The sequence below is a fragment of the Paraburkholderia caledonica genome (assembly GCF_000383275.1).
Taxonomy (GTDB): domain Bacteria; phylum Pseudomonadota; class Gammaproteobacteria; order Burkholderiales; family Burkholderiaceae; genus Paraburkholderia; species Paraburkholderia caledonica.
Window position 1 is genome coordinate 79656 of the sequence record NZ_KB911047.1, and the last position, 14173, is coordinate 93828.

Annotated in this window: 17 protein-coding genes and 1 tRNA gene; 16 read left to right on the forward strand and 2 right to left on the reverse strand. The window is 61.3% G+C overall.

Features of this window, described 5'->3' with window-relative positions; translation table 11 throughout:
* The first annotated feature begins 187 nt into the window (after nucleotides 1-187).
* The 8 genes from hisF to tatC all read left to right on the forward strand — a co-directional run bounded on the left by hisF (nucleotide 188) and on the right by tatC (nucleotide 4504).
* Nucleotides 188-961, forward strand: a complete 774-nt coding sequence (hisF, locus tag H281_RS0129080; protein WP_020070649.1) for an imidazole glycerol phosphate synthase subunit HisF — start codon at nucleotides 188-190, stop codon at nucleotides 959-961.
* 1 nt (nucleotide 962) lies between these two features.
* A complete protein-coding gene (hisI, locus tag H281_RS0129085) occupies nucleotides 963-1373 on the forward strand; it encodes a phosphoribosyl-AMP cyclohydrolase (protein ID WP_020070650.1) in 411 nt (136 codons plus the stop codon).
* Nucleotides 1370-1753 carry a phosphoribosyl-ATP diphosphatase gene (locus tag H281_RS0129090; RefSeq protein ID WP_020070651.1) on the forward strand — a complete coding sequence of 128 codons (384 nt, stop codon included), beginning with the start codon at nucleotides 1370-1372 and terminating at the stop codon, nucleotides 1751-1753. The genes hisI and H281_RS0129090 overlap by 4 nt, the downstream gene beginning before the upstream one ends.
* A 105-nt stretch (nucleotides 1754-1858) precedes the next feature.
* Nucleotides 1859-2254, forward strand: a complete 396-nt coding sequence (locus H281_RS0129095; protein ID WP_020070652.1) for a DUF4870 family protein — start codon at nucleotides 1859-1861, stop codon at nucleotides 2252-2254.
* 81 nt (nucleotides 2255-2335) lie between these two features.
* Nucleotides 2336-2701: a histidine triad nucleotide-binding protein gene (locus tag H281_RS0129100; protein WP_020070653.1), complete on the forward strand. Its 366-nt coding sequence runs from the start codon at nucleotides 2336-2338 to the stop codon at nucleotides 2699-2701.
* Nucleotides 2702-2895: 194 nt separating this feature from the next.
* Nucleotides 2896-3132, forward strand: a complete 237-nt coding sequence (gene tatA / locus H281_RS0129105) for a Sec-independent protein translocase subunit TatA (RefSeq protein ID WP_020070654.1) — start codon at nucleotides 2896-2898, stop codon at nucleotides 3130-3132.
* A gap of 39 nt (nucleotides 3133-3171) precedes the next feature.
* Nucleotides 3172-3690, forward strand: a complete 519-nt coding sequence (gene tatB, locus H281_RS0129110) for a Sec-independent protein translocase protein TatB (protein WP_020070655.1) — start codon at nucleotides 3172-3174, stop codon at nucleotides 3688-3690.
* Between the two features lie 34 nt (nucleotides 3691-3724).
* Nucleotides 3725-4504 carry a twin-arginine translocase subunit TatC gene (gene tatC / locus H281_RS0129115; RefSeq protein ID WP_020070656.1) on the forward strand — a complete coding sequence of 260 codons (780 nt, stop codon included), beginning with the start codon at nucleotides 3725-3727 and terminating at the stop codon, nucleotides 4502-4504.
* A gap of 194 nt (nucleotides 4505-4698) precedes the next feature.
* Here tatC and H281_RS0129120 read toward each other — a convergent pair whose 3' ends face one another.
* Nucleotides 4699-5913 carry a Do family serine endopeptidase gene (locus tag H281_RS0129120; RefSeq protein ID WP_020070657.1) on the reverse strand — a complete coding sequence of 405 codons (1215 nt, stop codon included), beginning with the start codon at nucleotides 5911-5913 and terminating at the stop codon, nucleotides 4699-4701.
* A gap of 19 nt (nucleotides 5914-5932) precedes the next feature.
* On the opposite strand from H281_RS0129120, the gene H281_RS0129125 reads away from it, so the two are divergent.
* The 8 genes from H281_RS0129125 to H281_RS0129160 all read left to right on the forward strand — a co-directional run bounded on the left by H281_RS0129125 (nucleotide 5933) and on the right by H281_RS0129160 (nucleotide 12577).
* Complete coding sequence (locus H281_RS0129125; RefSeq protein WP_020070658.1) at nucleotides 5933-6679, forward strand: Nif3-like dinuclear metal center hexameric protein; 747 nt, start codon at nucleotides 5933-5935, stop codon at nucleotides 6677-6679.
* A gap of 231 nt (nucleotides 6680-6910) precedes the next feature.
* Nucleotides 6911-7531: a ubiquinol-cytochrome c reductase iron-sulfur subunit gene (gene petA, locus H281_RS0129130; RefSeq protein WP_020070659.1), complete on the forward strand. Its 621-nt coding sequence runs from the start codon at nucleotides 6911-6913 to the stop codon at nucleotides 7529-7531.
* Complete coding sequence (locus H281_RS0129135) at nucleotides 7531-8910, forward strand: cytochrome b (protein ID WP_020070660.1); 1380 nt, start codon at nucleotides 7531-7533, stop codon at nucleotides 8908-8910. The genes petA and H281_RS0129135 overlap by 1 nt, the downstream gene beginning before the upstream one ends.
* Nucleotides 8911-8933: 23 nt before the next feature.
* Nucleotides 8934-9689, forward strand: a complete 756-nt coding sequence (locus H281_RS0129140) for a cytochrome c1 (protein WP_027805049.1) — start codon at nucleotides 8934-8936, stop codon at nucleotides 9687-9689.
* Nucleotides 9690-9785: 96 nt separating this feature from the next.
* Nucleotides 9786-10397, forward strand: a complete 612-nt coding sequence (locus H281_RS0129145; protein ID WP_006052302.1) for a glutathione S-transferase N-terminal domain-containing protein — start codon at nucleotides 9786-9788, stop codon at nucleotides 10395-10397.
* A 70-nt stretch (nucleotides 10398-10467) separates the two neighbouring features.
* Entirely contained in the window at nucleotides 10468-10986 is a 519-nt protein-coding gene (locus H281_RS0129150) for a ClpXP protease specificity-enhancing factor (protein ID WP_020070662.1), read from the forward strand.
* 19 nt (nucleotides 10987-11005) lie between these two features.
* Nucleotides 11006-11081 (forward strand) — tRNA-Thr (locus H281_RS0129155).
* 368 nt (nucleotides 11082-11449) lie between these two features.
* The gene (locus tag H281_RS0129160) at nucleotides 11450-12577 is read left to right on the forward strand and encodes a methyltransferase (RefSeq protein ID WP_020070663.1); all 1128 of its coding nucleotides are present in this window, start codon (nucleotides 11450-11452) and stop codon (nucleotides 12575-12577) included.
* Nucleotides 12578-12608: 31 nt separating this feature from the next.
* Here the strand turns inward: H281_RS0129160 and H281_RS0129165 are convergent, their stop codons facing one another.
* Nucleotides 12609-13904, reverse strand: coding sequence for a TIGR03862 family flavoprotein (locus H281_RS0129165; RefSeq protein WP_020070664.1), 1296 nt, complete (start codon nucleotides 13902-13904; stop codon nucleotides 12609-12611).
* Nucleotides 13905-14173 lie beyond the last annotated feature (269 nt).

Here is a 14173-nt window from a genome sequence, read left to right on the forward strand (position 1 = left end):
GCCCGGATTCCTTTCCGGCACCCGAGCGCACGTGGCGGCGTGTTCCTGCGGCGCGCTCCCGTAGCGGTTCGAGGCTCGGTTGCGCGAAACACATCCGGCGTGGCGCGGCCTTCCGCGCCGGGCCATGCCGCTCGCTTCACTCCGAAGTGAGCGGCCTCATCAGCGGTATTGGCAGAATTGCAAGATCATGGCTCTAGCTAAACGCATCATTCCCTGTCTCGACGTCACCGCTGGCCGCGTGGTCAAGGGCGTCAACTTCGTCGAATTGCGCGACGCGGGCGACCCGGTCGAAATCGCGCGGCGTTACGACGATCAGGGCGCGGACGAACTCACTTTCCTCGATATCACCGCTACCTCGGATCAGCGCGACCTGATCCTGCCGATCATCGAAGCGGTCGCCTCGCAGGTCTTTATTCCGCTGACGGTCGGCGGCGGCGTGCGCGCCGTCGAAGACGTGCGGCGTCTGCTGAACGCGGGCGCGGACAAGATCAGCATGAACTCGTCGGCGGTCGCGAATCCGCAGCTCGTGAAAGACGCCACCGACAAATACGGCTCGCAATGCATCGTCGTCGCGATTGACGCGAAGCGCGTTTCCGCGGACGGCGAGACGCCGCGCTGGGAAGTCTTCACGCACGGCGGACGCAAGGCCACAGGCCTCGAAGCGGTCGAATGGGCGCGCAAGATGGCCGAACTCGGCGCGGGCGAAATCCTGCTGACCAGCATGGACCGCGACGGCACGAAGAGCGGCTTCGACCTCGCGCTCACGCGCGCGGTGTCCGACGCAGTGCCGGTTCCGGTGATCGCATCGGGCGGCGTCGGCAATCTGCAGCATCTCGCCGACGGCATCACGAGCGGCCACGCGGACGCCGTGCTTGCCGCGAGCATCTTCCACTATGGCGAGCACACGGTGGGCGAGGCCAAGCGCTTCATGGCCGAGCAAGGCATTTCGGTGAGGTTGTGACGTGGTGAATCCAACGGCAGTCAATTGGCTCGACAAGGTCAAATGGGACGCGAACGGCCTCGTGCCGGTCATCGCGCAAGAAGCGTCGACGAACGACGTGCTCATGTTCGCGTGGATGAACCGCGAGGCGTTGGCGAAGACCATCGAACTGGGCCGCGCGGTGTACTTCTCGCGCTCGCGCCAGCGCTTGTGGTTCAAAGGCGAAGAGTCCGGCCACGTACAGCATGTGCATGAAGTTCGGCTCGATTGCGACGAAGACGTCGTGCTGCTGAAAGTGGAGCAGGTGTCCGGCATTGCGTGCCACACCGGCCGTCACTCGTGCTTTTTCCAGAAATTCGAAGGCACGGCCGAAGATGGCGACTGGATCGCCGTCGATCCCGTGCTGAAAGACCCCGAACACATCTACAAATGACGCAGACCACGCAAGTTACACCGTCCACGACCGACACGCTGATGCGCCTCGCGGCGATCATCGACAGCCGCAAGGGCGGCGATCCCGACGTGTCGTACGTCTCGCGCCTGTTCCACAAAGGCGACGACGCGGTGCTCAAGAAAATCGGCGAAGAGGCCACCGAAGTCGTACTGGCAGCCAAGGACACGCGCCACGGCGGCGCGACGAAGGCGCTCGTCGGCGAGGTTGCGGACTTGTGGTTTCACTGCCTCGTGATGCTTTCGCACTACGATCTGAGCCCAGCGGACGTGCTCGCCGAACTGGAGCGTCGCGAAGGCATGTCCGGCATCGAAGAAAAGGCGCTGCGCAAGAGCCGCGAGCGCGAACAGAACGGGGACTGAGCGGCGTTCTTCGCCGATGTTTTCCCGTACTGTCTTGAAGTGGCGCGCGCCGGAGCCCACATTGCACTGAACGCATCGCAAACGCATCCTCGGGAGGACGCAAGCATGGAACAGTCGCATGAGAGTTATCCGCGGCCGGCGTATCGCCACGCGATCGAGCCGGAGCGGGAACGCAGCCTGCGCACGCTGACGCATGTGCTGTACGCGCTGTATGCAGTGCATTGGCTGACGGGCGGGCTGACCATCCTCGTCGCGATCATCATCAACTATGTGAAGCGCAGCGACGCGGCGGGCACGCCGTATGAAGCACACTTCGAGTGGCAAATTCGCACGTTCTGGATCGGCCTGCTGGGCTATGCGATAGGCGGGCTGCTGCTGTTCGTGGTGATCGGTGTTGCGGTGCTGTGGGCGGTGAGCATCTGGATGTTGTACCGTATTATCAAAGGGTGGCTGTATCTGTACGATAACAAGCCACTCGCGAATCCGCGTTCGTGGTTCTGAATTCGTCCGACGTTAAGGGCGATCGCGGAGCCGCGACGGACCGCGTCCAGTCATGCTTGGCATTACCGCGTTAGGAATACGATGAGCCACGACCCGAACTGTCTCTTTTGCAAGATCGCCGCCGGCGAGATTCCGTCGACCAAAGTCCACGAAGACGACGAGTTCGTCGCCTTCCGCGACATCCGTCCGGCGGCCGAGACCCATGTGCTGGTGATCCCGCGCAAGCACATTGCCACCCTCAGTGACTGCACCGAGAGCGATGCGCCGCTGCTTGGTAGAATGCTTGTTTTGACGGCGCGTCTTGCCGATCAGTTGGGCGTGGCATACACAGGCGGTGAAACGGGCTTCCGCACGGTCATCAACACGGGGCCGGGCGGTGGGCAAGAGGTTTATCACCTGCATGCGCACATCCTGGCGGGGCCGCGTCCGTGGCAGCGCATGGGCTGATCGCGAAGATCGGGCGAGCGGCCCGTCGGGTCGGCGTTGTTTTTGCTGCGTTGTAATTTCGGCGACGCGATCGCATGGCCACAATGTGCACTGTGCCGCTGTAACGTAGAAGAAGCGCATCTGCTTCGATTCACGCCGCAAGGCAGACGATTTTTGCCGCATCACGTGCGGCGTCGGGGTTAAGGAGAGTAGTCATGGGTTCGTTGAGTATTTGGCATTGGTTGATCGTGTTGCTGATCGTGGCACTCGTGTTCGGCACGAAGAAGTTGCGCAATATCGGCGGCGACCTGGGTGGCGCTGTAAAAGGCTTCAAGGAAGGCATGAAGGAAGGCGAAACGCCGGCTGAGACGCAACAGCGCGAACTGCCGCGCAACGGCGCCGTCGATGTGGAAGCAAAGGAAAAGGCCCCGCGTTCGGGCGATTACCGCTAAGCCGCGGGCCAACCGCGTTACTGACGGACATTTCCCTCCATGCTGGACCTCGGTCTAACCAAGATGGCGCTGATTGGCGTCGTCGCGCTAGTCGTGCTCGGCCCTGAGCGCTTGCCGCGCGTCGCCCGCACGGCCGGCGCGCTGTTCGGTCGCGCTCAGCGGTATATCAACGACGTCAAGTCGGAAGTCACGCGGGAAATCGAACTCGACGAATTGCGTCGCATGAAAACCGAGTTCGAGACGGCGGCCAGCAATGTCCAGACCTCCGTGCAGGAGAACCTGCGCAAGCACGAGACGGAACTGAACGACGCGTGGAACAGCGGCACGTCGGTGTCGCCGAGCATTGCCGGCGGTGCGGTCGAAGACGCCGTCAATACTCCGTGGCAAGGCAGCACGCCAGCCGGGGCAGCCAAGCGCAAGAACTGGCGCGTCAAGCAAACCGCAATGCCAACCTGGTACAAGCGCGCAACCACGCGCCGCACGCGCGTGCAGTCGGGCGCGGCGCGCGTCGCGCGGCACACGCCTGCCAGCATGCGTCGTCCGACGCGTTTTTTCTGATGACCAGAACGACAATCTCTAACAGAGGGCCGGTGTGAGCGACCCCCAGAAAAGTCAGGACGAAGGCGCTGAAGAGACCTTCATTTCTCACCTCGTTGAATTGCGCGACCGCATTATCCGCGCGGGCCTTGCCGTCATCGTGGTGTTTGTCGGCCTGGTGTACTGGGCGCCGGATATCTTCCGGCTGCTGGCGCGCCCGCTGATGCAGAACCTGCCCAAAGACGGCAAGATGATTGTCACCGACGTCACCGGCTCCTTCTTCGTGCCGATGAAAGTGACCATGCTGGTGGCTTTCGTGATCGCGCTGCCCATCGTGCTTTATCAGATCTGGGCGTTTGTCGCGCCGGGTCTTTATCAGCATGAAAAGAAGCTGGTCGGGCCGCTGGTCGGCAGCAGCTATACGCTCTTTTTGTGCGGCATGGCGTTCGCGTACTTCGTGGTGTTCCCGACCATCTTCCGCGTAATGGCCCATTACAACGCGCCATTGGGCGCGGAGATGACGACCGATATCGACAACTACCTAAGCTTCGTGCTCACCATGTTCATCGCGTTTGGCGTGACGTTCGAAGTACCGATCGTCGTCGTGCTGCTGGTGCGCATGAACGTAGTAACGCTGAAGAAGCTCAAGGAGATCCGGCCGTATGTGATCGTCGGCGCGTTCGTGATTTCGGCGGTGGTCACACCGCCAGACGTGTTCTCCCAGCTTATTCTCGCCATTCCGCTGGTCGTGCTGTATGAGGCGGGGATCATCGCCGCGCGGTTGATCGTCGGCAAGCAACCCGCAGTTGTCGAAGATGCGACGCCGCCGGCTTGAAGTGAACCGGCCACGGTTGTTGCCGTGGCTCTGCCGATCGGTGACAGGCTTGCGGTGACCGGTGTCGATCTTGCGGTAATACCGCGGCAGCAATTACGCAGCGCGACTAAAACAAAAGGGCAGTCCGTCATGGGCTGCCCTTTTTTGTGTTCCGCGTTCTGCCTCAAGCCCATATGGCTTTTGCACCGGCAGACTCAACCGCCGTCGTCGTCCTGCTGATCGCTGTCTTCGACGGGTTGTTTCGGCGGCGGCGGGCGCTTGCCGATGGTCACGTCGAGATCGAGCTCGCGGTTCTTGCGCACCAGGTGCACCTTCGCGGCCGTGCCCGGCTTGATCTGCGCGATCACATTCAGCAGGCGGGTCGTGTCAGTGATTTCCTGACCGTTCACGCTCATCAGAATGTCGCCTGGCTTGATACCGGCGCGGTCGGCCGGACCGTTCTTCAATACGCCTGCGACGATCGCGCCAGACTTCTGTTCGAGCCCGAACGATTCGGCAATCTCCGGTGTGACATCTTGCGGCTCGACGCCGATCCAGCCGCGCGTGACCGAACCCGTGGTGATGATGCTCTCCAGCACGCTGCGGGCCGTAGACACCGGAATTGCGAAGCCAATGCCGAGCGAACCGCCGGAGCGCGAATAAATGGCGGTGTTGATGCCGAGCAGATTGCCGTTCACGTCGACCAGTGCGCCGCCCGAATTGCCGGGATTGATCGCCGCGTCAGTCTGAATGAAGTTTTCGAACGTATTGATGCCGAGATGGTTGCGACCAAGCGCGCTGACAATGCCCATGGTGACGGTCTGCCCGACGCCGAACGGATTACCGATCGCGAGCACGACGTCGCCGACGCGGGTCTGTTCCATGCGACCCAGTGTGATGGTGGGCAGGTTGGTCATGTTGACCTTCAGCACGGCCAGATCCGTTTCAGGATCGATGCCGATCACCTTGGCGTTCGTGGTGCGGCCGTCGGCCAACGCGATTTCGATCTGATCGGCGCCGTCGACCACGTGCTGGTTCGTTAGAATGTAACCTTCCGAACTCACTATCACGCCGGAGCCGAGGTTCGCGGCCGGTTGCTCGCGCTGCTTGCGATTGTTCTTGTCGCCGAAGAAGTAGCGGAACAGCGGGTCTTTTGCGCGCGGATCGGGCGGCAGCGAGCCATCTTTGCTGGAAAAGACATTCACGACCGCAGGCATGGCCTTTTGAGCGGCGTCTGCATAAGACGTAGTTGCGGGCCCGCTACCCATGCCAGGCGCCACTTCCCGCAAGGCGACGATCGGTTCGGCAAGTTGCTTGCCGAATTGCCCTTGACGCTGGAGCCACTGCGGTTTGAGGGTCGCGATGATGAACATCAGCGCCAACAGCACAGTCACCGCTTGGGCAAAGAACAGCCAAAAGCGTCTAAGCATCTGAAGACTAGAGGTTTATATGGATCGGATCGAACTTGAATTGTACTTGAACAATCTCCTTGAAACCGCGCGCTTCAAGGACTATTGCCCCAATGGCCTGCAAGTCGAAGGGCGTCGCAAGATCAACAAGCTCGCAACGGGTGTGACCGCCTCGGTGGCGTTTCTCGAAGCCGCGCTGGACTGGGGCGCGGACGCCGTGCTCGTCCATCACGGCTATTTCTGGCGCAACGAGGCGCCGCAGATCACCGGCCGAAAATACGCGCGGCTGAAACTGCTGCTCGCGAACGACCTGAACATGTTCGCTTATCACTTGCCGCTCGACGACCATCCCGAACTCGGCAACAACGCGCAGATAGGCGCGAAGATGGGCTGGATCAGCGACGCGCGCTTCGGTGAGAACGACCTCGGCTGGCTCGCCACTTTCGCAATGCCGATCACGCTCGCGCACTTCACTGCCGAGATCGAACAGACGCTTGGCCGCACGCCGCTCGTGTTCGGCGATCCGGATCGCAGTCTGCGCCGCGTCGCGTGGTGCACGGGCGCTGCACAAGGCATGTTCGACGCGGCGATCAACGCCGGTGCCGACGTTTATCTGACCGGCGAAGTATCGGAATCGGTCATGCACACGTCGGCGGAAAGCGGCGTCGCGTTTCTCGCGGCCGGGCATCATGCGACGGAGCGCTTCGGGGTGCAGGCGGTGGGCAAGCACTTGTCCGAGCAGTTCGATATCGAACACCTCTTTATCGATATCCCTAATCCGGTTTGATTCGTTTGAAATAGAAAATAGGCATTAGCTAAGCAAAAGGCACGAATAACGGAGGGGACACTTAAAAGGAGGTGCGAAAAAGTTTGCGATCCGTACGGAGAAACCCTTACCTATCAAGGGCTTCGCACGGTTTTTGGCAATCGGCCCTTGTAAATGGCGACTCCATTCGAGCAAACTAGCGGCGGTAGAAGCGACGTGAAGGAAAAATCCAACTCAGAAGTGGGGCGTGTGATGCGAGACAAGGAAGATGAACGCGTCGACGGCAGCCGCCGTACCTGGCTGATAGCGACGACCGTAGCAGGTGGCATAGGAGGCGTTGCCACTGTCGTACCCTTTGTTAGTTCGTTTGCACCATCTGAAAAGGCCAAGGCAGCAGGTGCCCCGGTCGAAGTGGACATCAGCAATCTGAAGCCCGGCGACATGATGACCGTTGCATGGCGCGGCAAGCCGGTGTGGATCATCAACCGCACCGACAAGATGCTTGCCGATGTCCAGAAAGCCGATAACGAAGTAGCCGATCCCCACAGCAAGAACGTCTTTTCGATGCCGCTGCCGGAGTACTGCAACAACGAATTCCGTGCACGCACCGACCGTAAGAACATATTTGTCGCCGTTGCCGTGTGCACCCATCTGGGCTGCACGCCGACGCCGCGCTTCATGGAGGGCGCGCAGCCCAATCTTCCTGACGACTGGCCAGGCGGCTTTCTGTGCCCGTGCCACGGTTCGACCTATGACATGGCCGGCCGCGTCTTCAAGAACAAACCTGCGCCGCAGAACCTCGACATCCCGCCTTACATGTTCACGGGAGCCAACGGGCTCGTGATCGGCAAGGACGAGAAAGGAGAAGCGTAATGGCGATCGAACATGAAGTAGAGACGACCGGGCTGGTCGGTTGGATCGACCGGCGCTTCCCCCTAACGTCCACCTGGAAAAAGCACGTCTCCGAATACTACGCACCGAAGAATTTCAACTTCTGGTACTTCTTCGGCTCGCTCGCGCTGCTGGTGCTGGTCAATCAGATCGTCACCGGCATTTTCCTCACGATGAACTACAAGCCCGACGCGACGCTCGCGTTCGCGTCGGTCGAGTACATCATGCGCGAAGTGCCGTGGGGCTGGCTGATCCGCTACATGCACTCCACGGGCGCGTCGATGTTCTTCGTCGTCGTGTATCTGCATATGTTCCGCGGCCTCATGTACGGTTCGTACCGCAAGCCGCGCGAACTCGTATGGATTTTCGGCTGCGCGATCTTCCTGTGCCTGATGGCCGAAGCGTTCTTCGGCTACCTGCTGCCGTGGGGCCAGATGTCGTTCTGGGGCGCGCAGGTCATCGTGAACCTGTTCTCGGCGATTCCGTTCATCGGGCCGGACCTGTCGCTGTGGATTCGCGGCGACTACGTGGTGTCGGACGTCACGCTGAACCGCTTCTTCGCGTTCCATGTGATCGCGATACCGTTGGTGTTGCTCGGGCTCGTCGTCGCGCACCTTGTCGCGCTGCATGAAGTCGGTTCCAACAACCCGGACGGCATCGAGATCAAGGCGAAGAAAGACCCGGACGGCATTCCGCTCGACGGCATCCCGTTCCATCCGTACTACTCGGTGCATGATTTCTTCGGCGTGTCGATCTTCCTGATGATTTTTGCGGCGATTATTTTCTTCGCGCCGGAAATGGGCGGGTACTTCCTCGAGGCCAACAACTTCGTCCCCGCGAATCCGCTGCAAACACCTCAGGAAATCGCGCCGGTGTGGTATTTCACGGCCTTTTACGCGATGCTGCGCGCCACGACCGATCCGTTCAAGATCGTGCTGATGGTCGTGATCGCGTTGCTCGGCCTGCTCGCGCTGGTGCGCGCCCGCGGCAAGTGGAAACTGGGTTTGCCGGTGCTCGCGGTACTCGTGATTCTGGCAATGGCCTTCACCGAGTCGAAGTTCTGGGGCGTGGTGGTGATGGGTGGCGCGGTGATTTCGCTCTTTTTCCTGCCGTGGCTGGACCGCTCGCCGGTCAAGTCGATTCGGTACCGGCCGTTCTTCCATAAGGTGTTTTACGGGATCTTCGTGCTCGCTTTCCTGACGTTGGGCTTCCTCGGCACTAAACCGCCGTCGCCGGCCGCCACGTTGATTGCGCAGGTGTGCGCGCTGATCTACTTCGCGTTTTTCCTCGGCATGCCGTTCTGGACGAGGCTTGGCACGTTCAAGCAGCCGCCCGAGCGGGTGCGGTTCAAGTCCCACTAATGGCGAGCGAGGAGAACACGAAGATGAAGAAACTGCTTTCGACGTGCGCGCTGATCGGCGCGACACTGCTCGCGGTGCTGAGCGGCCCGGCGTATGCGGACGAGAATGTTCATCTCGACCGCGCCCCGGATAACGCGGACAATTTCGCTTCTTTGCAGCACGGCGCGCAATTGTTTGTAAACTACTGCCTGAATTGCCACAGCGCGAATCTGGTGCGCTACAACCGGCTGACCGATCTCGGCATTGCGCCAGCCGAGATTCAGTCGAACCTGCTGTTCACTACCGACAAGGTCGGCAACACGATGACCGTGGCAATGCGCCCGGACGACGCGAAGGCGTGGTTCGGCGCAAGTCCGCCGGATTTGTCGGTGGAAGCGCGGGCGCGCGGCAAGGACTGGCTCTACACGTATCTGCGCAGCTTTTATCGCGACAATACGCGGCCGACTGGCTGGAATAATCTGGTGTATGAAAACGTGAGCATGCCTCACGTGTTGTGGCAGCTTCAGGGGCAACGTACCGCGAAGTTCGGTGAAGAAGTCGACGAAAAAACGGGCGAAACGGTGCACAAATTTGTGGGCTTCCAGCAGGTCACTCCGGGGACGATGTCGCCGGTAGATTATGATTCTGCTGTGGCCGACCTTGTGTCGTATCTGTCCTGGATGTCCGAGCCGACTCAGAAAACCCGCAAACAGCTTGGCGTGTGGGTGCTGATGTTCCTCGGTATTCTGAGCTTTTTCGCCTGGCGACTGAACGCCGCGTACTGGAAACATATCAAATAATCACGCCGCTACACGGCGTGGGGCCGGCGCCAGGAAAAACCTGTTGAACGGTTTTTCCGCGCGCTGGCCCTTCAGCTTTTTGAGGAAACGTAAATCATGATGGTTCTGTATTCCGGCACAACTTGCCCGTTCTCCCAGCGTTGCCGGCTGGTGTTGTTCGAAAAGGGCATGGACTTCGAGATCCGCGACGTCGACCTGTTTAACAAGCCGGAAGACATCGCCGTGATGAATCCGTATGGTCAGGTGCCGATTCTCGTCGAACGGGACCTGATTCTGTACGAATCGAACATCATCAACGAATACATCGACGAGCGCTTTCCGCATCCGCAACTGATGCCGGCCGACCCGGTTCAACGCGCGCGTGCCCGTCTGTTCCTGCTGAACTTCGAGAAGGAACTGTTCGTCCACGTCGGCACGCTCGAGAACGAAAAGGGCAAGGCCGCGGAGAAGAATCACGAGAAAGCGCGCCTCGCCATCCGCGACCGCCTGACGCAACTCGCGCCGATCTTCCTGAAGAACAAGTACATGCTCGGCGAAGAGTTCTCGATGCTCGACGTCGCGATCGCGCCGCTCCTGTGGCGTCTCGATCACTACGGGATTGAACTGTCGAAGAATGCGGCACCGCTGATGAAGTACGCCGAGCGCATTTTCAGCCGTCCGGCTTATATCGAGGCACTGACGCCGTCGGAAAAGGTGATGCGTCGTTGAGTTTGGCTTTGGGTTGCGGGCTGCGCGCGGCCTCTCGCGCGCAGCTCCGCGCCCGGTAAGAGGACTGCTGATGCAAGAGATTTCCACCAAGCCGTACCTGCTGCGAGCGCTGTACGAATGGTGCACGGATAACGGCTACACGCCGCATATCGCAGTGCGCGTCGACAATCAGACGCGTGTGCCTCGGCAATTCGTGCGCGACAACGAGATTGTGTTGAACATCAGCTTCGAGGCTACGAGCCAGCTGCAAATGGGCAACGAGTGGGTCGAATTCAGCGCGCGGTTCTCCGGCAAGTCGCACAAGATCGAAGTGCCGGTCGCCAATATCCTCGCGATATACGCGCGCGAAAACGGGCAGGGCATGGCTTTTCCGGTCGAGTCGACCGGAGGCGAAGCGCAGGATTCGGGCGCCGACGCCGAAACAGTCGAGCCGGCCGCCGCGCCGGTTGCGCCCAGTGCGCCTCGTGCGGTCGAAAGTGCGTCCGCAACTGACAGCGCCGCCAAAGCTGATCAGGCGCCGGAGGGCGACCAGCCCGACGACGACGGTTCAAAAGGTGGCGGTAGGGCTCGCCTCAAGATCGTAAAATGAAGTAGAATCACGGCCTCATGCCGGCTTAGCTCATCAGGTAGAGCGCTTGACTTGTAATCATGAGGTGGCGGGTTCGAGTCCTGCAGCCGGCACCAGTAGTACGAAACGGGGTTTCTGTCCAGTCAGAAACCCCGTTTTTTATTTGGCGGTGATTGAGCATCTGGTCGGCCGCTAGGAGGGCCCGCACGCGACCCATCGCCGTTTTTCGCCGATCGGTGAGCGTTTTTGATGCTCAAAATCGCCATATCTCTTTCACCTTGTCGATCGTGGACAAAATCGTCTACATTCGTGGCGAGTAGCGCGGTGAATACGATGCCGTGAGGCGAGGCGGCAGGGGTTACTATTCGGGTCGGGCGGGCACTGCTGTGCGCTTCATGCACGCCGCCCGCGCACCCCGGCGCTTAGCGCCGTCCAACTTGGCCACGTTTTACCGCGTCGCTCCCGCAACACGACCCACCTCATCATGACCAGCCCTGCAAGCATCACCTGGCCCGAAGCCGACGGCCCCCGCACCGCGCGTTGGCGCTCCGAAGCGGCGGTGCCTCCGCCCAAACGCGTAATCGTCGCCGACGACCGGACCACCGCCGACTCCGCCTACCGGCTTGCGTGCGAAGGCACGGCGCTTCTGTGGAACGGGGATTTCCAGAACGCGCGGCAACTGTTGCAGGCGGTGACGCGACGTCTGGAACGCAAGCCGCGCAAGCAGGGCGCAACGCCGCTCGAGGCCTTCAACCTGCATCGTCAGACGCAGTCACAACGCGCGCGCACGCTCGGCATGATTCTGATACCGCTTGACGCGTCGTATGTGATTCCGCTGCGCCGCGCGCCCGACGTGCAGCAGGCGTGCATCGAAACCTATGGACCGCCGACCGATGAGGCGTCAGTCGTGTCGTTGCGCGAACTGCTCGGACTGATCGGCGCGCATGAGTGGCGCAAAAAGGGCGTCGAGATTCCCGCGCTCGGCGATCGCATTCATCCTTATTACGGCGTGTTTTCGCCGGTGCGCGGTGAATACGTGGATCTCGTTGCGCGGACTGCGTTGCCTTCGTTGAACAAGGCGTTCGATATCGGCACCGGCACCGGCGTGCTGTCGGCGTTGCTGGCAAAGCGCGGCGTGAAGAAGATCGTTGCCACCGACCAGGACCCACGCGCGCTCGCTTGCGCGCGGGAGAACATTGCGCGCCTCGGCTACGAACAGCAGGTCGAGGTCGTTCAAGCCGACCTGTTCCCTGAAGGACGCGCGCCGCTGGTTGTTTGCAACCCGCCTTGGGTGCCGGCGCGGCCCGCATCGCCGATCGAATACGCGGTCTACGATCCGGAAAGCCGAATGCTGCTGGGCTTTCTCAACGGCCTGGCCGAGCATTTGTCGCCGGGCGGCGAAGGCTGGCTCATTTTGTCGGACTTCGCGGAGCATCTGGGTTTGCGCACGCGCGAGTGGTTGCTTGCCGCGATCGACGAGGCCGGCTTAATTGTGATCGGGCGCGAGGATATTCGTCCGAGGCATCCCAAATCTACCGACGAGACGGACCCGTTGCATGCAGCGCGGGTCGCCGAAGTTACGTCGCTGTGGCGGCTGAAGGCGCGTTCCTGAAGCGAGTTTGGGTTCTGACACGGCGCCCACTTTACTGCGCCGCGCCGCGCGCCCCTACGAACGCCGCGGCACCGCGGCCAGCGACGAGACCGCTCGCAAAGCATGCAGTCAGCAGATAGCCGCCTGTCGGCGCTTCCCAATCCAACATTTCGCCGGCGCAGAAAACACCGGGCAAGTGCTGGATCATCAGCTGATGGTCCAGCGCCTCGAACGGAATGCCCCCGGCGCTGCTGATCGCTTCTGCAATCGGCCGGGCGCGCAGAAGTTTCACCGGGAGCGCCTTGATAGCGTGCGCGAGACGTGGGGCATCCGCGAACACGTCTTTCGGCAGTATCTCGTGCAGTAACGCCAGTTTGACACCGCTAATCCCAACTCTTCCCTGCAGATGGCTCGATATCGATCGCGAGCCGCGCGGTCTCGTGACTTCTGCTATCACGCGCTCCAAAGGCAAGCCGGGCGCCAGATCCAGGGTAATGGTGAGCTCGCCGTCAGCACGAATTCGCTCGCGAATCGCGGTGGAAAGCGCATAGATCAAGCTCCCTTCGAGGCCCGTTTCCGTCAAAAGTATTTCACCTTGTCGATTGTGGACTTTTCCGTCTACATCGGTGAGTGAAATGGCGATCGACTTCACCGGCTGACCCGCGAAACGCTCGCGCAGGTAAGGGCTCCAGTCCGCGTCGAAGCCGCAGTTCGCGGGTTGCAGTGGACGCACGGGCGCGTCGCGGGAGGTGAGCAACGGAACCCAGGCGGCATCCGATCCGAGGCGAGGCCAACTTGCGCCGCCAAGTGCCAACACGACGACGTCGTAGGTCACGGCCTGCTCGCCGTCGGGCGTGCCGAATACAAGGGTATGCGCGGAGTGCGCCGTCGCGGACGCGTCGGCGGCGGTCTCATCCCCGATCTGCCAGCCAATCCATTTTTGCCGCATGTGGAAGCGCACGCCCGCATCCTTCAATCGATGCAGCCAGGCGCGCAGCATGGGCGCCGCTTTCATGTCGGTCGGAAAGACGCGTCCCGAACTGCCGACGAACGTCTCGACCCCCAACTCTCGCAGCCAGGCGCGCAACGCTTCGGGTCCGAACGTCTGCAACAGCGGCGCAATCCATTCGCGGCGCGTGCCGTAGCGATCGAGAAACGGCTCGAGCGGCTCCGAATGCGTGATGTTCATGCCGCCTTTGCCGGCCATCAGGAATTTGCGGCCCACCGAGGGCATCGCGTCATGGACGTCGACCTGTACGCCTTGCAGGGAAAGCGCCTCGGCGGCCATCAGGCCAGCGGGTCCGCCGCCGATGACGGCGACGCGGGCGGAATCGAACGAAGATGACATGTGGGCCTGCAGATGAGCAAAAGAGGCGGCGGGCCGGCAGCACTAATGAGTGGACGGCGCGAAGGGTGTGAAAAACGACTACCGCGGCAGTGTGAGGCGCTGGAACGCTTGCGATCCCGGACGCCCAGCGGAGCGTCGAGCACGATGAAGGCGCGAGAGCGCGGAGAAACGTGTCCGATGCGGCGGAACGCGCCGCATGCGCCCAACGCCCAAACGCCCAAACGCCCAAACGCCCAAACGCCCAAACGCCCAAACGCCCAAACGCCCAA